Origin of the sequence: Xanthobacter albus, from assembly GCF_043194895.2 — a bacterium.
GTDB lineage: Bacteria > Pseudomonadota > Alphaproteobacteria > Rhizobiales > Xanthobacteraceae > Xanthobacter.
Genome location: NZ_CM195532.1, coordinates 48,205 through 66,374, shown reverse-complemented (window position 1 = coordinate 66,374; position 18,170 = coordinate 48,205). Strand labels below are relative to the sequence as shown.

The following is an 18,170-nucleotide window of genomic DNA, read 5'->3' as shown; positions in this document are numbered from 1 at the left end:
TTCGTTCGCGGGCGAAAAAAAGCCGGCGCCAAGGCGCCGGCAGTTCGTGCAACCCCGAGGGATCGGCGATCAGGACGGCAGGCGCTGGGCCGCCTCGCGGATGGCCTTCAGCACCTTGTGCTGGAGGGCGATGAAGTTCTCGCTTTCCACGATGTCCGGCGTGCGCGGGCGCGGCAGGCCCACATGGAAGGTCTCGCGCACGCGGCCGGGGCCGATGCCCATCACCACGATGCGATCGGAGAGGTAGACCGCCTCCTCCACGTCGTGGGTCACGAACAGCACGGTCAATTTGTGCTTCTCCCACACCTCGATCAGCAGCGCCTGCATCTGCTGGCGGGTGAGGGCGTCGAGGGCGCCGAAGGGCTCGTCCATCAGCAGCATCTTCGGCCGGTAGGAGAGGGCGCGGGCGATGGCCACGCGCTGCTTCATGCCGCCGGAAAGCTCGCTGGGATAGGCATCGGCGAAATGCTCCAGCTTCACGAGGGCGATATGCTCCTGCGCCACGCGGCGGCGCTCGGCGGCCTCCATGCCGGCGGCCTGGAGCGCGAACTCCACGTTCTGCCGGGCGGTGAGCCAGGGCAGGAGCGTATAGGACTGGAACACCACGCCCCGGTCGAGCCCGGCCTCGAACACCGGCGCGCCGTCGATGCGCACGGGCGAATAGTCCCCCGCGCCGGCGGTGGGATCGTCGAAGGTCTCCAGCCCGGCGACGATGGACAAGAGCGTGCTCTTGCCGCAGCCCGAGGTGCCCACCAGCGACACGAACTCGTTGGTGGCGAGGTCGAGATTGATGTCGCGCAGGATCTCCTTCTGCTGCGCGCCGACGCCGAAGCTCTTGTTGAGATGCCGGATCTCCAGCTTCGGGGCGGGATCTGAAATGGCGAGCGCGGGCGCGGTCATCGTCCCCTCGTGGTGTAGCGGAAGAGGTGGGTGGCGGCCGCCTTCATGAGCTGGTCGGTGATGAGGCCGAGCAGGCCGAGCAGCAGGATGTAGCCGAAGATGGTGTTGGTCTGGAAAAACCGCTGCGCCACCACGATGCGGTAGCCGAGGCCCGAGGTGGCGGCCACCAGCTCCGCCACCACCAGCCAGGTCCAGGCCCAGCCGAGGCTGATGCGCAGGGTGTCCCAGATGCCGGGCATGGCGCTGGGCAGGACGATGCGGCGGATGATCCTGGCGTCCGAGAGGCCGAGCGTGCGGCCGAGGCCGATGAAATCCTTCGGCACGCGCTTCACCACGTCCATCACCAGCAGCACCTGCTGGAAGAAGGTGCCGATGAAGATGATGAGGAACTTCTGCGCGTCCCCTGTGCCCACCCACAGGATGGAGAGCGGCACGAAGGCCACCACCGGCATGTAGCGCACGAAGTCCACCAGCGGCTCGATGGCGGCTTCCCACGTGAAGTAGCTGCCCACCAGCAGGCCCAGCGGAATGGCGAGCGCCGAGGCGATGAGGAAGCCCACCGCGATGCGGTAGATGGAGACGCCCATGTCGGTCCAGAGCGTGCCGTCCGCCGCGAGCTTGCCGAGCTGGGCGATGACGCTCACGGGCGAGGGCAGGAAGATGGGCCGCACCACGCCCGCCGCCGCCGCCGTCACCCAGGCGAGGGCGATGGCCGCGAACACCGCGAAGGCGATGCCCACGAAGCGGCTGCGGCTGATGGGCGCGCGCAGCCCTCCGCGCCGCCTTGGGCGGAGGCGCGGACCGGTGCCGGTGGACGGCGGGGCGGCGTTCGGGGTCGGGCTCATGGCGGGTCGGGCCACGTTCGCTTCGCCTGTGCTGGGGCCGCTGAGGCCGCCGTCCAGCGCCGTCACGGGACGGCCTTCACGAAATCGACGATGACGATGTCGCCCGCCGCCACCGGCTTCTCCAGCAGGCCCGCCTTCTGCGAGGCATCGGCCACGTCGCCGAGGGTCTTGGTGGAGAAGGTGCCCGGCAGGGCGTCCTTGTTCTGGGCCATGGAATAGAACACCACGCCGTCGAACGCGGTCTTCAGCTCGTCCACGCTGGCGCCCACCGCCTTGGCGATGATGGCGCGCCCGCCCGCCACATCCGCATTGTAGTCCTTGAGCGCGGCGTCCCACGCCTTCATGAGGGCGAGCACCTGGCCGGGCTTCTTCTTCATCACGTCTTCACGCACCACCAGCACGTCCGAGATGAGGCCGGGGTTGACGCCGGCGCTGTAGAGCAGCTTCAGCTTGGAATCCTGCTGCCTGGCGGTGGAAAGGTAGGGCTCGTAGGTGACGGCCACCGGCACCTGCCCGGCGATGAGCGCGCCGCCGGCATTGGCGGCGGGCATGGGCACCTGCTCGATGTCGGCGATGGACATGCCGTTGGCGGCCAGCGCGTATTGCAGCAGCACGTCGGAGGTGGCGCCCTGCTCGTAGGCCACCTTCTTGCCCTTCAGGTCCTTGATGGAGCCGATCTCGGGGGTGGAGAGGATGGCGTCCGCGGTGGTGGAGAAGTCCAGCAGCGCCACGATCTTGATGGGCAGGCCCGCCGCCTTCATGCTCAGCGCCGCATTGGTGGGCACCGCCGCCACGTCGAGCGCGCCGCTGGCCACCGCCGCGTTGATGTCCTTCTGCTCGACGAAGTTCTCGATCTTGACGCTGGAAAGGCCTTCCTTCTTGTAGAGGCCCTTCTCGGCCGCGATGTGCAGCGGGCCGTAGCCCAGCCAGGGCTGCACGCCCACGGTGAGGGCGCCGGCCTCGGGCTTCGCCGGGATCTCGGCGGCGCGCGCCGGCAGCGCGGCGAAGGCGACGAACGCCGCGAGAAGGGCGCTCTTCATGATCGGGGCAGACATCATGCGAAACGGTCCTGTGTTGTGCTGCGCGCTGGCAGCGTTGAAAGGGTCTTGAGGGGGATCAGAAGGAGAACTCGCGCCGGCCCATCTGGATGGTGATCCACTTCTGCTCGGTCAACTCTTCCCAGGAGGAGCGCCCGCCCTCGCGGCCGAAGCCGGAGTTCTTCACGCCGCCGAACGGCACGTGGGGCTCATCCGAGATGGTGCAGTCGTTCACGTGCACCATGCCGGATTCCAGCCGCAGCGAGAGATCGAACGCCTTCTGCAGGTCGTTGGTGATGACGGCGGCGGAGAGGCCGTAGGCGGTGTCGTTGGCCACCTTCAGCGCCTCCTCGGAATCCGCCACGCGGATGAGCGAGACCACGGGGCCGAAGCTCTCCTCGTGGTAGATGCGCATCTCCTCGGTCACGCCGGTGAGCACGGTGGGCTGGAAATAGCGCCCCTCGTGGGTGCCCCCGGTGAGCACCTGCGCGCCCTTGGCGGTGGCGTCGGCGAGTTGGGCGTCGATGAAGGCGCACTGGCTCTCGCGGATCAGCGGGCCGATGACGGAGGTGGCTTCGCGCGGGTGGCCCACCGGCACCGTCTTGGCCTTGGCCACGAAGCGCTCCACGAAGGCGTCGAAGATGGGCGCCTCCACGATCACCCTGGAATTGGCCATGCAGACCTGCCCCTGGTGCAGGAACACGCCGAAGGCGGCGGCATTCACGGCATAGTCGAGGTCGGCGTCCTTCAGCACGATCAGCGGGCTCTTGCCGCCCATCTCCAGGCAGAACTTCTTGAGATGCTTGGCGGCTTCCACCGCGAGATGGCGGCCGGTGCGGGTCGAGCCGGTGAAGGTGACCACCTTCACGCGCGGGTCGGCCATCATGATGTCGCCCACCTCGGCGGGCACGCCCGGCACCACGTTCAGCACGCCCGCCGGCAGCCCCGCCTCCTCGAACAGGTCGGCGATGAGGGCGCCGGAGATGGGCGTCTCCTCGGAGGGCTTGAGCACGAAGGTGTTGCCCGCCGCCAGCGCGAACGCGATCTTCTTCATGGAGAGCAGGAAGGGCGAGTTGAAGGGCGCGATGCCCGCCACCACGCCCAGCGGCCGGCGCACCGACATGGAGATCTGCCCCGGCTGGGTCACCGGCATGGTCTCGCCCATCACGTGGCGCACGTCGCCGGCGGCGCTGCGCAGGCAGTCGGTGACGTAGTCGATCTCCCACAGGGCCTTGTTGAACACCGAGCCGCACTCGTCGATCAGCATGTCGCGGATCTCCGGCGTGCGCTGCTCGATCACCTCGGCGACCTTCAGGAGCATCTTCTCGCGGGTGCTGGCGAGGCTGGATCCCCAGGCGGCGAACGCGGCATGGGCGGCATCGATGGCGCGCGTCACTTCCTCGGCGCCGGCCTGCTGGGTGCGCGCGAACACGCTGCCGTCGGCGGGGTTGAGGCTGTCGGCCGTGATGTTGCGGCTGGAGGCCACCCATGCGCCGTCGATGAACAGCTTGTAGGTGCGCACGCCGTCGATGACGTCGTAGGAAGCGGGATTCATGCGGAGGCTCCGTGGCGTTCCGGGGCTTTCAGGGCGGAGGAGGAAGAGAGGTCGCGGGCGATCAGGTCCGCCGCGCGCGCGCCGATGAGCACGCAGGGCGCCAGCGTGTTGCCGCCGGAGATGGCGGGCATGATGGAGCCGTCCGCCACCCTGAGGCCGGCGATGCCGTGGACCTTCAGCGAACCGTCCACCACCGCCATGGCGTCGCGGCCCATTTTGGCGGTGCAGGTGGCGTGGAAATAGGTGCCCGCCGCGTTGCGCAGGAAGGTCACCATCTCCTCCGGCGCAAGCGGGCCCGGCATCAGCTCGCGCTTCACGAACGGCCTCAGCGCTTCCGAATGGCCCATGGCGCGGCAGATCTCGATGCAGCGGATAAGGGCCGTCACATCCTCCGGCGCGCTGAGGAAGTTGGCCTCGATGCGCAGCGGGTCGTCGGGGCCGGCGCCGGTCAGCAGCACCTGGCCGCGGCTCTTGGGGCGCAGCAGGCCGGGCGCCAGGGTGAAGGCGCGGGCGGGGTCCACCGGCAGGTCGTAGGCGGGCCGGGTGATCTCGGAGCCGAAGGCGCACTCCTCCAGCATGGGCTGGAGATCCGGCGCGGGGAGCGAGGGGTCGCTCTTGCAGAAGAAGGTGAACTCGGCCGAGTTGTTGCGGGGCGGCTCGGGCGTGCGATACTCGAACACGCAGCCGGCGACCAGGATGTGATCCTGCAGATTCTGCCCCACGCCGGGCAGGTGCCGCGCCAGCGGAATGCCGAATGCCGCCAGATGCGCCGCATCGCCCACGCCGGACTGCATGAGCACCTTCGCGGTGTTGATGGCGCCGAGGGAGAGCACCACCTCGTGCCGGGCGCGGACCGTGCGGACCACGCCGGCATGGTCGAATTCCACCGCCGTGGCGCGCCCGTTCTCGATCACCACGCGCCGCACGCGGGCGCCGGTGACCACCGTCAGGTTCCCCTGGTGCCGGCGCGGCGCCACATAGGCCGAGGCGGTGGTGATGCGCGAGCCGTCGCGCGCGATGTTGACGTTGGCGATGGCGGCGCAGCCGTCGCCGGCCACGGCTTCGGCATTGTGGTCCGCCACCTTGGGAATGCCTTGCTCGCCCGCCGCCTCCAGCAGGCCATGCACCACCGGCACCGGGTCTTCCGGCAAGGTGATACGCATGGGGCCGCCGGTGCCGCGCAGGGGCGAGGCCGGGCCGTCCCAGTCCTCGATGCTCTTGTAGATGGCGACGGCGGAATCATAGCTCCAGCCGTCGTCGCCGCTTTCGGCGGCCCACAGGTCGAAATCGCTCTTGTGGCCGCGGGCCCAGACGAGGCCGTTGATGGCCGAGCCGCCGCCCATCACCCGCCCCATGGGCAGCGGCGCGCGGCGTCCGTTGAGCCCGGCGCAGGGCTCGGAGCGGAAGTCCCAGTCCCGCTCGGAAGCGATGTTGCGCATCCAGATCCTGGGGTTGCGCACCTCCTCCACGTCGCCTTCGCCGCCGGCTTCCAGCAGCAGCACCTTCAGGTGCGGATCGGCGGCCAGCCGGCCCGCCACCACGCAGCCGGCGGCGCCACCGCCGCAGACCACCACATCAAAGCCTTCGTGAAAGGCCGTCGCATCAACCATCGGCAGTTCCCAGAGCCTCGTCCGCGGCGCGGAAGATCGTCAGTATACCGCCGAGTTTTGCATGCACCGTGCCATGTCCGGTGCTGACGCCATCATTCAAGCAAAATCAAATGGTTATGGAGGGTGTGCGTCGGCCATTGGTCGCCAGAGGAAAGCCAAGGCGCAGGTGCGTGCCCAGGAGATGCGCATAATGCGTCGCTTTTGCGTGCAGGGGGCGCTGAGCTGGTCAAATTCCAATCAGAGGCCGTCGTGGCAGAGCGTGTGCCGCATCCGCAGGCAGCGCCTTGCATGCAGGGGATGCGGGCAAGCTCACGCCTCGCTCAATCCCCCCACCGGCGAGCGGCTCACGTCGTTGTTGGCGGCCACCAGCAGGCGCAGGGCCTGGAGGAAGCGCGCGCGCTCGCCGGGCGGCAGGGCCTCCACCGTGCGGGCATGGGCGCGCGCCGCGCCGTCCTGCACCCGCTCCAGCAGGGCGCGCCCGGCCTCGGTGAGGTCCACCAGCTTCATCCGTCGGTCGCGGGGCGAGACCGTGCGCGTCAGCAGGCCCCGCGCCTCCAGGCGCGCCGCCACGTCGGCGATGTTGGTGCGGTCGAGCCCCACGGCACGCGACAGGGCGATCTGTTCCGCCCCGCCGATCTGGTCGAGCGCGGTGAGCACCGAATATTGCACGGGGGTGATGCCCTCGGCGGCGCATTCCTCCGCGAACAGCGCCACATGGATCTGGTGCAGGCGGCGGATGAGGAAGCCGGGGCGGTCCTCGAGGTCGCGGATGCGCCAGTCGGTGGCGTCCTGCTGGCGGCCGCGGGCAGGGCGGAGGGCGCCGTCTCGAACGTCTGAGGATTTCGCCATGGGGGTCGCGCCCTCCCGCGTGCATGGCCCGCGCGGGGGCGTCGAGGCTTCCTCCGGTGCCGGGCGGTGGGGCCCGCCCCTCGGGAGCGAGCCACGCGAGGGGTACAACGAAACGCCGGGCAGGGCCATACCCCGGCGCGGGGGCTCAGAGCGCGCCGGCGGGCGCCTCGCGCGAGATCACGGTGCGGTTCCGCCCGCCCTGCTTGGCGGCATAGAGCGCGCGGTCGGCGGCGTCCACGAGCTGGATGTAATCGGGATGGCCGCTATAGGTGGCGACCCCCACGGATGCGGTGACCTGGATGTGGCTGCCGTCGGAGAGGCGCAGCTTGCGCTCGGCGAGGCGCGTGCGCACCCGCTCGGCGATCTCGTAGCCGTCGTCGATCCCGGCTTCCACGAGCGCGATCAGGAATTCCTCGCCACCGTAGCGGAAGACGAAATCGTTGAAGCGCACGGTGTCCATCACCACGTCCGCCACCTGCTGGAGCACCAGGTCGCCGGTGGAATGGCCCCAGCGGTCGTTGATCTGCTTGAAGTGGTCCACGTCGATCATGAGGATGGTGAACGGCGTGCCGGTGCTGCTGGCGATGGAGATCTCGCGCCCGAGGATGGTGGGCAGGAAGCGGCGGTTGAGCGCGCGCGTGAGCGGATCGCGCCCGCCCTCCACGCCGGCGACGCTCTGGAACAGGTCCGAGAGCACGAACTTGATCTCGTCCACCAGCGTGCGCAGCCGCGCGAGCTGGGCTCGCAATTCCTCTCCGCCCTTGCTGCGTGCCTCCTGGAGCTTGGGCAGCACGATGTTGTCGATCTGTTTCAGGTTCCCGTAGATGACATCGAGACCGGCGGCACCCTGGAAGATAAGGCCCGCGCGGTGGTGGAACCACAGCCCGAAGGCGGACTTGCCGAGGGGCGTCAGATCGCTGTTGGAGCTCGGGTCGAGAAGGGGAAACAGGACCGATTGCAGCCACTCCATGAGGGCGGCGTTCTGCGTCTCCCGCGTCACCGAGGTGTCCTGCCCGACGGCGAACAGGCGGAAAGCCTCGTCCACCTGCGCGCGGCGCATGCTGCCCTGCATGTAGGCCTCGCTCATGAGGCCCATGGCCCAGTCCATGCGGGAATCAAGGAAGATCAGCGCCGAGGCGAGCGCCGCCCGGTCGAGGTCGCTGCCCACCAGCAGGCCGGAGATCTCCGCCTTCAGCAGTGCCGCGCCCTTGATGACCAGCCCGAACGGCAGCTTCACGCGCGCATGCACCTCCCCGATCTTCCTCTGTGCGTCGGCGTCCATCTCCTTGAAGAGGTTCGCCAGCCATTGCCGCAGGGAATGGACGAGCCGCGTCTCCACCATCTGGTGGCTCAGGAAGGCGGCGCCTTCGGGGTCCTCCAGGAAGGTGTCGTAGAAGACCTCGACCAGCTTTCCAGCATGGGTGGCGATGAGCTGGTCGATGACGGCGCGCGTGTCCTCGGAGGGCTCGGGCGGCGCATACCAGCTCGCGGCCGGGCCGCTCGCATGTTGGCTCTGCATGGTGACCCCCGTCCTTCTGTGCGAAACGGCGGGCGGTGGAGCTGCGCCTTCCGGCCTCCCGCCTCGCCTGTTTCGAATGGCGCCTGTTTCGGCGATGACGATAGGTTTGCCTTTCGTCGAAGCGCAAGGTTCCGTTGCGGAATCGTCCGGCGGGGGACGCCGCCGCGCGGCGATGCGGGATGCCGGATCGTATCGCCTCCGGCCCGGTTTCTGCCCGCTAGCGCGAGCGTGGCCGCATGGGCCGGCGGCCTTCGTCTTCCGCCGGGCTCGTCTTTTGCTCCGGCTAAGGAACCGCCGGCTGCCGGGGGTGCTCTCAGGATTTGAAGTGTCGAGGACCGATCTTGTGCGGTGCCTGGAATGTGTCCGTCACATGAATTCCATTATTTGCCATGTTCTTGAAATTTGATCTAAAGCAAATATGTATATTTATACCTCAAATGGGAGGTTGCTCGTCTCTGCGATCTTCTGTCTCAGGCGCCGGGCGGGGGCATGGTCGCGGATGAGCGCCCTGCGATGCGATTGAACGGATGGCCGCGTCTCAGCCGCAGGCCGCGCGCCAGCGCAGGAATTCGTGCACCGCGGGGGATTGCTCGCGCAGGCGGTAGATCATGTGGACATCGGCCACCAGCGCCGGCGTCACCGGGCGGAAGATCACCTCGCCGCCGGTGAAGCGGGCGGTGGAGGCGGGCACCAGCGCCACCCCGAAGCCGGCGGCGATGAGGCTCGGGATCGACTGGGAATCCACCACCTGCTGCGACACGCGCGGCAGGAAGCCGGCCTCCACGCAGCGCCGCTGGATATAGCGGGCGAATTCCGACGAGTCGGGGTGCAGCATCACGTGCTCATCCTCCGCAAGGTCCACCAGCGCCACCACGGGGCGGGCGGCGAGCCGGTGGTCCGGCGGCAGGATCACGCAGATGGCCTCGCGCCACGCGAGGGTGCAGCCCAGCTCCGGGTGGCGCGCCACCGAGCGTTCGAGGCTCATGTCTGTGCGGTTGAAGGAGATGTCGGTGCGGTGCTCCAGCACGTCCTGCACCTGCAGGGCGGGCGCCTGCTCGTAGATCACGGTGCGCACCTCGGGCGCGTGGCGCCGATAGTCGGCGAGCCAGCGGGCGAGGCCGCCGCGCAGGATGGTGCCGGTGGCGCCGATCTCGATCTTGCCCGAACGCCCCGCGCCCACCGACATCACCTGCTGGCGGGCGCGCTCGGCCTGGGCGAGGAGGGCGCGGGCCTGCGCCTCCAGCTCCTGGCCGGCGGCGGTCAGCTCCACCCGGCGGCTGGTGCGGGCGAACAGGCGCGTGCCCAGCGCCGCCTCAAGCTGCGCGATGGCCTGGGAGAGCGGCGGCTGGGACATGTTCAGCCGCCCGGCGGCACGGGTGAAGGACAGCTCCTCCGCCACCGCGAGGAAATAGCGGAGCTGCCTGAGATCGATATCCATCACATATCAATCTAGTTCAATCATATATTGGACATATCCATATCCGCGGCCGAGAGTGACTGCAACGGCTGGCGCATGGAGGTTCCCCGAAGGGGCTCCAGGCAGCACGGCCGACCTTCCAGGCTCTTCCGGGGACAAGGAACCTTCCTCATGAACATGGTCATGCGCGTTGCCGCAAAGTGTGCGTCCGCCGCCCTCGCCGCCGCTCTCCTGGTGTCGGCGCCCGCCCGCGCCGATACCCTCGCCGAGATCGAGAAGGCGAAGGTGATCCGCATCGCGGTGCCGCAGGACTTCGCGCCCTTCGGCTCGGTGGGGCCGGATCTCCAGCCGCGCGGCTACGACATCGACATGGCCAACTATATCGCCAAGGCGCTGGGCGTGAAGGCGCAGCTGGTGCCCGTCACCAGCGCCAACCGCATCGCCTATCTGCAGACCCGCAAGGTGGATCTCGTCATCTCCAGCCTGGGCAGGAATCCGGAGCGGGAGAAGGTGATCGACTTCTCCATTCCCTATGCGCCCTTCTTCTCCGGCGTGTATGGCCTGAAGGGCGATGCGGTCACCGATGCCGCCAGCCTCGCCGGCAAGACGGTGGGCGCCACCCGCGGCGCCATCGAGGAGCAGGAGCTCACCAAGCTCGCCCCCGCCGCCGCCACCGTGAAGCGCTTCGAGGACAACAACGCCACCGTCTCCGCCTTCATCTCCGGCCAGGTGGACCTCATCGCCACCGGCAACACGGTGGCCGCCGCGGTGGCGGAGAAAAGCCCGAGCCGCAAGCCCGAGCTGAAGTTCGTCATCAAGGACAGCCCCTGCTACGTGGGCCTCAACAAGGACGAGCCGGCGCTGCTCGCCAAGGTGAACGCCATCATCGAACAGGCGAAGGCCGACGGCACGCTCGCCAAATTCTCCGAGACCTGGCTGAAGGCGCCGCTGCCGGCCAATTTCTGAGCGGGCGCCGCACGCCGGGGGCCGCGCCATGATCCTTGAGCTGAATTTCGGCGATCTCCTCCCCTATTGGGACGTGTTCGCCCGGGGACTTCTGTTCACCGTCGTCCTCTCCCTCACCTCCACCGTGGCGGGCCTGATGCTCGGCACGGCGGGGGCCTGGGCCCGCACCTTCGGGCCGAAATGGGCGGGCGCGCTGACGCGGGCCTATGTGGAGGTCATCCGCAACACGCCCTTCATCGTGCAGCTCTTCTTCATCTTCTTCGGGCTTCCGGCCCTGGGGGTGAAGCTCTCGGAGGACGTGGCGGCCTTCATCGCCATGGTCATCAATCTCGGCGCCTATTCCACCGAGATCATCCGCGCCGGCATCGAGGCCGTGCCGAAGGGACACCTGGAGGCGGGCGCCTCCCTCGCCATGAGCCGCTGGGAGGTCTTCCGCTACATCGTGCTCAAGCCGGCGATCATGAAGGTCTATCCGGCGCTGTCGTCGCAGATCGTCATCGTGATGCTGGGCTCGGCGGTGGTCTCGCAGATCTCGGCGGAGGATCTCACCTACGCGGCCAACTATATCCAGTCGCGCAACTTCCGCGCCTTCGAGGTCTATATCGTCGCCGCGCTTCTCTACCTCCTGCTCGCCATCGGCCTGCGCGCGCTCCTGCGCGGCATCGGCCGGGCGGTGTTTCCGAAAGGGTGAGGGCCATGAGCGATTTCAGCTTCTGGATCATCCTGCAGAACCTGCTGCTCGCCACCCGCTGGACCATTCTTCTGTCGCTCATCGCGTTCGCGAGCGGGGGCATCGTGGGGCTCCTGGTGCTGCTGGCGCGGGTCTCGCACGGGCGGACGCTCAGGGTTCTGTCCACGGGCTATATCGAGCTGTTCCAGGGCACGCCGCTCCTGATGCAGCTGTTCCTGTTCTTCTTCGGCGTCGCTTTGTTCGGCATCGAGGTGAGCCCGTGGATCGCGGCCTGGCTGGCGCTGACCTTCTGGACCTCCGCCTTCCTCGCCGAGATCTGGCGCGGCTGCGTGGAATCCATCCCCAGGGGCCAGTGGGAGGCGTCCGAGAGCCTCGCGCTCTCCTATTGGGAGCAGATGCGCTACGTCATCCTGCCCCAGGCGCTGCGGATCGCGGTGGCGCCCACCGTGGGGTTCTCGGTGCAGGTGGTGAAGGGCACGGCGCTCGCCTCCGTCATCGGCTTCGTGGAGCTGACCAAGGCCGGCACCATGCTCAACAACGTCACCTTCCAGCCGTTCCTCGTCTACACGCTGGTGGCGCTCATCTACTTCGCGCTCTGCTTCCCCTTGTCCTGGTATTCCAAACGTCTGGAGGGCCGCCTCAATGTCGCTCGTTAGCATCAGGGACGTGCGCAAGAGCTATGGCGCGCAGGAGGTCCTCAAGGGCGTGTCGCTGGAGATCGGGCGCGGCGACGTGGTGGCCATCATCGGCCGCTCGGGCTCGGGCAAGTCGACGCTGCTGCGCTGCATCAACGGGCTGGAGACCTACCAGTCCGGCGCCATCACCGTGGACGGCATGACGGTGGGCGACGGCGCCACGGACCTGCGCACCCTGCGCCGGCACGTGGGCATGGTGTTCCAGCAGTTCAACCTCTTCCCCCATCTCACGGCGGGCGAGAACATCATGCTCGCGCCCACGGTGGTGGTGAAGGAGCAGAAGGGCGAGGCCCGCGCCATCGCCGAGAGCCTGCTGGAGAAGGTGGGCCTTTCCGGCAAGTTCGACGCCTATCCGAGCCAGCTCTCCGGCGGCCAGCAGCAGCGCGTCGCCATCGCCCGCTCGCTCGCCATGCGCCCCACGGTGCTGCTGTGCGACGAGATCACCTCGGCCCTCGATCCGGAGCTGGTGAACGAGGTGCTGAAGGTGGTGGAGCGGCTCGCCGGCGAGGGCATGACGCTGATCCTCGTGACCCACGAGATGCGCTTCGCCCGCGAGGTGGGCACCAAGCTCGTCTTCATGCACCAGGGCCGCGTGCACGAGGAGGGGCCGCCCAAGGCGCTGTTCGCCCATCCCGGCACGCCCGAGCTCGCCCAGTTCGTCGGCAGCCAGGGCTGAGCGCGGCGGGCTCCGGCCCGCGGCCGGCGCGTTGCCGATCGAGGCTTTGAATCCGCTCCGCCCGCAGCGCGGAACGGCAACGGGCGCATGCGCCGCAACGACCGGGGAGGACAGCCATGACCAGGGGAGAGACCGTGACCGAACATCGCCCCCACGCGGTGGAGCCCGCCGAGATGGCGGCCCGCATCATCCGCAGGATCGAGGAACTCGCTGCCATCAGCGAGCGGGAGGGGGAGGTGACCCGCGTCGCCTTCTCGCCGGAGCATCGCCGCGCGGCGGATCTCATCCTGGGCTGGATGCGCGCGGCCGGCATGGCCGCGCGGCTGGATGAGATCGGCAACGTGGTGGGCCGCTACGAGGGCGCGGCACCCGGCGCCCCCGCGCTGATGGCGGGCTCCCACTACGACACCGTGCGCAACGCCGGGAAGTGGGATGGGCCGCTGGGCGTCGTCACCGCCATCGAATGCGTGGCCGCCCTTGCCGCCGCCGGCACGCGCCTGCCCCACGCCATCGAGGTGGTGGGCTTCTGCGATGAGGAGGGGGTGCGCTTTTCCTCCACCCTGCTCGGCAGCCGGGCGGTGGCGGGCACCTTCGACGAGGGCACGCTGGAGGCGAAGGATGCCCAGGGCGTGAGCGTGCGCGCGGCCATGACGGCGTTCGGGCTCGATCCGGCCCGCGTGGGCCGGGCGGCGCGCCGGCGGGCGGATGTGCTCGCCTATCTGGAGCTGCATATCGAGCAGGGGCCGGTGCTGGAGGCGGAGAACCTGCCGGTGGGGGTCGTCACCGCCATCAGCGGCGCCAACCGCTTCCGGGTGGAGCTGGAGGGCATGGCGGGCCACGCCGGCACCGTGCCCATGACCCTGCGTCGCGACGCTCTCGCCGGGGCGGCGGAGTGCGTGCTGGCGGTGGAGGCGCTGGCGCGGGAGGGCCTCGGCGTGGTGGGCACCGTGGGCCAGATCGAGGCCCTGCCGGGGGCCACCAACGTCATTCCCGGCCGCGCCGTCTTCACCATCGACATCCGCGCGGCGGACGACGTTCAGCGCCGGGAGACGGTCTCGGACGTGGTGGACGCCATCGATGAGATCGCCGCGCGGCGGGGGCTCAAGGCGCGCATCATCAAGACCCACGAGAACGGCACGGCCCGGTGCGCGCCCTGGCTCAGGGCGCAGCTTGCCGCCGCCATCGCCGGCGCCGGCCACCGGGTGCTGGAGCTGCCGAGCGGGGCGGGCCACGACGGCATGGCCATGATCGACCTCACCGACATCGCGATGATCTTCGTGCGCTGCCGGGGCGGCATCAGCCACCACCCGGCCGAGCATGTGGAGCCGGCGGACGTGGCCGCCGGCGCGCAGGTGCTGCTCTCGGCGCTGGCGGGTTTCCGCCCGCGCTGATCGCTTCCGGCGGCGCGCCGCCGGGGCCCGCTTCATGCCATCGGCCCCGGTCCCGCGGTCGGAGCCGATGGACTTCGCCCGCGCGGGGCCGGAGCCGCGGCCCGTGCGCCGGGGGCACACGGGCCTTCGGCCTCAGGCCACCCGGCGGAGCGCCTCGGCCACGCGGTCGGCGATCTCGGCGATCTGCGCCTTCTCGATGATGAGGGGCGGGGAGATGGCCAGCACATCGCCGGTGGCGCGGATGAGCACGCCTTTCGCGAAGCAGTCGAGGAACACCTCGTAGGCGCGCGCGCCCGGCGCGCCGGGGCGCGGCTCCAGCTCGATGCCGGCGACCAGGCCGATGTTGCGGATGTCGATGACGTGGGGCAGCCCCTTCAGGGCATGCATGGTCTCCTGCCAGGTCTCCGCGAGCTCGCCGCCGCGGTTGAGCAGGTTCTCCTCCGCATACACCTCGAGGGTGGCGATGCCGGCCGCGCAGGCCACCGGATGACCGGAATAGGTGTAGCCGTGGAACAGCTCGATGGCGTTCTCCGGCCCGGTCATCAGCGCATCGTGCACGCCCCGCTTCACGAACACCGCGCCCATGGGGATGGTGCCGTTGGTGATGCCCTTGGCGGTGGTGACGATGTCCGGCACGACGCCGAAATAGTCCGTGGCGAAGGGCGCGCCCACGCGGCCGAAACCGGTGATGACCTCATCGAAGATGAGCAGGATGCCGTGGCGGGTCGCGATCTCCCGCAGCCGCTCCAGATAGCCCTTGGCCGGCAGGATCACGCCGGCGGAGCCGGACATGGGCTCCACGATGACGGCGGCGATGGTCTCCGCCCCGTGCAGCGCCACGAGCCGCTCAAGATCGTCCGCAAGCTCGACGCCGTGCTCCGGCAGGCCCTTGGTGAAGGCGTTGCGGGAGATGTCGAGGGTGTGGCGCATGTGGTCCGCGGGGATCTGCGGGAACACGCGGCGGTTGTTCACGAGCCCGCCCACCGAGATGCCGCCGAAGCCGACGCCGTGATAGGCCTTCTCGCGGCCGATGATGCGGGTGCGGGTGCCCTGGCCGATGGCGCGCTGGTAGGCGATGGCTATCTTGAGCGCCGTCTCCACCGATTCCGAGCCGGAGCCGGTGAAGAACACCCGGTCCATCTGCGCCTCGGGCCCGCCCGGCGCGATGGCGGCGAGCTTCTCGGCGAACTCGAAGGCGATGGGGTGGCCCATGTTGAAGCAGGGCGCGTAATCCATGGTGGAGAGCTGGCGCTCCACCGCCTGGGCGATGCGGCGGCGGCCGTGGCCGGCGTTCACGCACCACAGGCCGGCGGTGCCGTCGAGCATGCGGCGGCCGTCGTCGGTGGTGTAGTACATGCCCTCCGCCGAGGCGAGCAGGCGCGGCGCCGCCTTGAACTGCCGGTTGGCGGTGAACGGCATCCAGTAGTTTTCGAGGCTCGGCGTATTGGGCTTGGCCGCGGTCATGGGGATCCCCTTTTCAAGCTGGCTGAGCCAGAGCACGCGACGAAATGCGCAACAAGTCCTTTTCTGGACTTTCGCAAGCCGTTGAAATCGCGTGCATCGAATGTAGATTGTTGCGCACGGCGCAACAACTGCAACAGGCGCCGGAGGAGGGGCCGTGGCGGAGGACCTGGGCGGGCGGCTGCGCTACGTGCGCGAGCTGCACAAGCTCTCGCAGCGCGAGCTCGCGAAAAGGGTGGGGGTGGCCAACTCAACTATTTCCCTCATCGAAGCCAACAAGAGCAACCCCTCGGTGGGCGCGCTGAAGCGCATCCTCGACGGCATCCCCGTCAGCCTCGCGGATTTCTTCGCCATCGTGCCGGCCCCGCCGAAGAAGGCCTTCTACCGCGCCGGCGAGCTGGTGGAGATCGGCAAGGGGCCCATCTCCTTCCGGCTGGTGGGGGAAAGCCTGTTCGGCCGCAGCCTGCAGATTCTCAAGGAGTGCTACCAGCCGGGCGCCGACACCGGCGTCATCCCCCTGGAGCATGACGGGGAGGAGGGCGGCATCGTGCTCAGCGGGCGGCTGGAGGTGACGGTGGGCAGCGAGCGCTGCATCCTGGGGCCCGGAGACGGCTATTATTTCGAGAGCCGCCGGCCACATCGCTTCCGCTGCGTCGGCCCGGTGCCGTGCGAGGTGGTGAGCGCCTGCACGCCACCCACCTTCTGAGGCGGCGGGCCTCGGGCGGCTCGAGATCGGGCGGAGGGGAAAGGCGCGGGCCGGGTGCCGGGAGGCAGAATTGTGCCGGCACAGAATTTTTTCGCAGCGAGCCATGACCTTAGCTTCAGTCGCCGCGCGGAGGCAATTCGTCCCGATGCCGCAGGTTGGAATCGCCCCAGGCGGTTGACGAACACGAAAGACTTCACCCATTCTCCCGCTACGATCCGGGAGTCTGGAAACCGCTGGTTGCGCTTTTCGCGACCGGGCGGCCACGCCGTCGCGCAAGGGGGGCTTGTGATGGTGAACGACCTAGTCGTGGATTTGTCGCGGGTGCAGTTCGCGGCCACGGCGCTCTACCACTTCCTCTTTGTGCCGCTGACCCTTGGCCTCACCGTCCTGCTGGCGGTGATGGAAACGATCTACGTGACCACCGGTCGCGAGGTCTACAAGCAGATGGCGCAGTTCTGGACCAAGCTGCTGCTGATCAACTTCGCCCTGGGCGTGGCCACCGGCCTCACCATGGAGTTCCAGTTCGGCACCAACTGGTCCTTCTACTCCAGCTTCGTGGGCGACACCTTCGGCGCGCCACTGGCCATCGAGGGCCTGATGGCCTTCTTCCTGGAATCCACCTTCATCGGCCTGATGGTCTTCGGGTGGGACCGCATGTCGAAGGCGCAGCACCTGTTCGTCACCTATCTGGTGGCGCTGGGCTCGAACCTCTCGGCGCTGTGGATCCTGGTGGCCAACAGCTTCATGCAGCATCCGGCCGGCGCCAGCTTCAACCCGGTGACCATGCGCATGGAGCTCGACAGCTTCGGCGCCCTCTTCTTCAATCCGGACGCACAGGCCAAGTTCGTGCACACGGTGCTCGCCGGCTACATGACGGCGGCGGTGTTCGTGTGCGGTGTCAGCGCCTGGTACATGCTGCGCGGGCGGCACATGGAGTTTGCCCGGCGCTCGTTCCGCATCGGCGCCATCTTCGGCCTCCTCGGCTCTCCGGGCGTCATCACGCTCGGCGACGCGCTGGGCTATGTGGGTGCCCACGTGCAGCCCACCAAGCTCGCCGCCATGGAGGCGCTGTGGACGCCCCAGAAGGCGCCCATGTCGCTCACCCTCATCGCCTTCCCCGATCAGGAAGAGCGCCGCAACCTGTTCCCGGTCGAGATCCCGGCGATGCTATCGCTGCTGGTGACCCATTCACTGAGCGGCACGCTGCCGGCGGTGGACCAGCTGGAGGCCCAGGCCGCCCAGCGCATCCGCAACGGCATTCCCGCCGTCCAGGCCATGGAGACGCTGAGCGCCAACCCGACCGATCCCGCCGCTCTGGCCCAGTTCCAGGCGCACAGCAAGGATGTGGGCTACGGCTTCCTGGTGCAGCGCTATGCCGCCGGGGGAGACGTCTCCAAGGCCACCGACGCCGACATCGCGAAGGCGGCCTGGGATACCATCCCCGAGGTGTGGCTGGTGTTCTGGTCCTTCCGCGTGATGGTGGGCGTCGCCTTCCTGCTGCTGGCCTACATGGTGCTCGCGGCGCTGATGACCCTCACCAACAAGGTGCAGACGCAGCGTTGGTTCCTGTGGGTGGCGGTGCTGATGATCCCCATGCCCTACATCGCCTGCGAGGTGGGCTGGGTGGTGGCCGAGGTGGGGCGCCAGCCGTGGACCGTGTACGAGGTGCTGCCGACGTGGCTGTCGGCCTCGACCCACAGCGCGGCCTACATGATCTTCTCGCTCACCGGCTTCGTGCTGCTCTACACGATCTTCGCGATCATCGAGATCTTCCTGATGGTGCACTTCATCCGCAAGGGCCCCGAGGAGCCCCGGCATGAGGGTGCGGTCCGGCTGGCGGGGGCCTACTGAG

At 68.7% G+C, this 18,170-nt stretch carries 16 protein-coding genes; 7 read left to right on the top strand and 9 right to left on the bottom strand.

Features of this window, described 5'->3' with window-relative positions; genetic code table 11:
• Window positions 1-69 precede the first annotated feature (69 nt).
• The 8 genes from V5F75_RS00295 to V5F75_RS00260 form a co-directional block, all read right to left on the bottom strand.
• The gene (locus V5F75_RS00295) at window positions 70-900 is read right to left on the bottom strand and encodes an ABC transporter ATP-binding protein (protein ID WP_394034201.1); all 831 of its coding nucleotides are present in this window, start codon (window positions 898-900) and stop codon (window positions 70-72) included.
• A complete protein-coding gene (locus V5F75_RS00290; protein ID WP_394034200.1) occupies window positions 897-1,745 on the bottom strand; it encodes an ABC transporter permease in 849 nt (282 codons plus the stop codon). Before V5F75_RS00290 ends, V5F75_RS00295 begins: the two co-directional genes overlap by 4 nt.
• Before the next feature lie 62 nt (window positions 1,746-1,807).
• A complete protein-coding gene (locus V5F75_RS00285) occupies window positions 1,808-2,803 on the bottom strand; it encodes an ABC transporter substrate-binding protein (protein WP_394034199.1) in 996 nt (331 codons plus the stop codon).
• A 58-nt stretch (window positions 2,804-2,861) separates the two neighbouring features.
• Window positions 2,862-4,337 (bottom strand): aldehyde dehydrogenase family protein, encoded by a 1,476-nt coding sequence (locus tag V5F75_RS00280; protein ID WP_394034198.1) that lies wholly within the window; start codon window positions 4,335-4,337, stop codon window positions 2,862-2,864.
• Window positions 4,334-5,947: a GMC family oxidoreductase gene (locus V5F75_RS00275; RefSeq protein ID WP_394034197.1), complete on the bottom strand. Its 1,614-nt coding sequence runs from the start codon at window positions 5,945-5,947 to the stop codon at window positions 4,334-4,336. Before V5F75_RS00275 ends, V5F75_RS00280 begins: the two co-directional genes overlap by 4 nt.
• Window positions 5,948-6,256: 309 nt before the next feature.
• Complete coding sequence (locus tag V5F75_RS00270; protein ID WP_394034196.1) at window positions 6,257-6,796, bottom strand: MarR family winged helix-turn-helix transcriptional regulator; 540 nt, start codon at window positions 6,794-6,796, stop codon at window positions 6,257-6,259.
• 145 nt (window positions 6,797-6,941) lie between these two features.
• On the bottom strand, window positions 6,942-8,315 hold the full coding sequence (locus V5F75_RS00265) for a GGDEF domain-containing protein (RefSeq protein WP_394034195.1): 1,374 nt from the start codon (window positions 8,313-8,315) through the stop codon (window positions 6,942-6,944).
• Between the two features lie 538 nt (window positions 8,316-8,853).
• A complete protein-coding gene (locus V5F75_RS00260; protein WP_394034194.1) occupies window positions 8,854-9,753 on the bottom strand; it encodes a LysR substrate-binding domain-containing protein in 900 nt (299 codons plus the stop codon).
• 162 nt (window positions 9,754-9,915) lie between these two features.
• On the opposite strand from V5F75_RS00260, the gene V5F75_RS00255 reads away from it, so the two are divergent.
• The 5 genes from V5F75_RS00255 to V5F75_RS00235 all read left to right on the top strand — a co-directional run bounded on the left by V5F75_RS00255 (window position 9,916) and on the right by V5F75_RS00235 (window position 14,151).
• Window positions 9,916-10,698 carry a transporter substrate-binding domain-containing protein gene (locus V5F75_RS00255; RefSeq protein WP_509212127.1) on the top strand — a complete coding sequence of 261 codons (783 nt, stop codon included), beginning with the start codon at window positions 9,916-9,918 and terminating at the stop codon, window positions 10,696-10,698.
• A gap of 28 nt (window positions 10,699-10,726) precedes the next feature.
• On the top strand, window positions 10,727-11,389 hold the full coding sequence (locus V5F75_RS00250; RefSeq protein ID WP_394034192.1) for an amino acid ABC transporter permease: 663 nt from the start codon (window positions 10,727-10,729) through the stop codon (window positions 11,387-11,389).
• Between the two features lie 5 nt (window positions 11,390-11,394).
• Window positions 11,395-12,045, top strand: a complete 651-nt coding sequence (locus V5F75_RS00245; RefSeq protein WP_394034191.1) for an amino acid ABC transporter permease — start codon at window positions 11,395-11,397, stop codon at window positions 12,043-12,045.
• Entirely contained in the window at window positions 12,032-12,760 is a 729-nt protein-coding gene (locus V5F75_RS00240) for an amino acid ABC transporter ATP-binding protein (protein WP_394034190.1), read from the top strand. Before V5F75_RS00245 ends, V5F75_RS00240 begins: the two co-directional genes overlap by 14 nt.
• 116 nt (window positions 12,761-12,876) lie before the next feature.
• Window positions 12,877-14,151 (top strand): allantoate amidohydrolase, encoded by a 1,275-nt coding sequence (locus V5F75_RS00235; RefSeq protein WP_509212126.1) that lies wholly within the window; start codon window positions 12,877-12,879, stop codon window positions 14,149-14,151.
• 132 nt (window positions 14,152-14,283) lie between these two features.
• Here the strand turns inward: V5F75_RS00235 and aptA are convergent, their stop codons facing one another.
• A complete protein-coding gene (gene aptA / locus V5F75_RS00230) occupies window positions 14,284-15,615 on the bottom strand; it encodes an omega-aminotransferase AptA (protein WP_394034188.1) in 1,332 nt (443 codons plus the stop codon).
• A gap of 154 nt (window positions 15,616-15,769) precedes the next feature.
• Here aptA and V5F75_RS00225 point away from each other — a divergent pair, with 154 nt between their 5' ends.
• Both V5F75_RS00225 and V5F75_RS00220 read left to right on the top strand, forming a co-directional pair.
• Entirely contained in the window at window positions 15,770-16,318 is a 549-nt protein-coding gene (locus V5F75_RS00225; protein WP_394034187.1) for a cupin domain-containing protein, read from the top strand.
• A 288-nt stretch (window positions 16,319-16,606) separates the two neighbouring features.
• On the top strand, window positions 16,607-18,169 hold the full coding sequence (locus V5F75_RS00220; protein WP_394034186.1) for a cytochrome ubiquinol oxidase subunit I: 1,563 nt from the start codon (window positions 16,607-16,609) through the stop codon (window positions 18,167-18,169).
• Window position 18,170 lies beyond the last annotated feature (1 nt).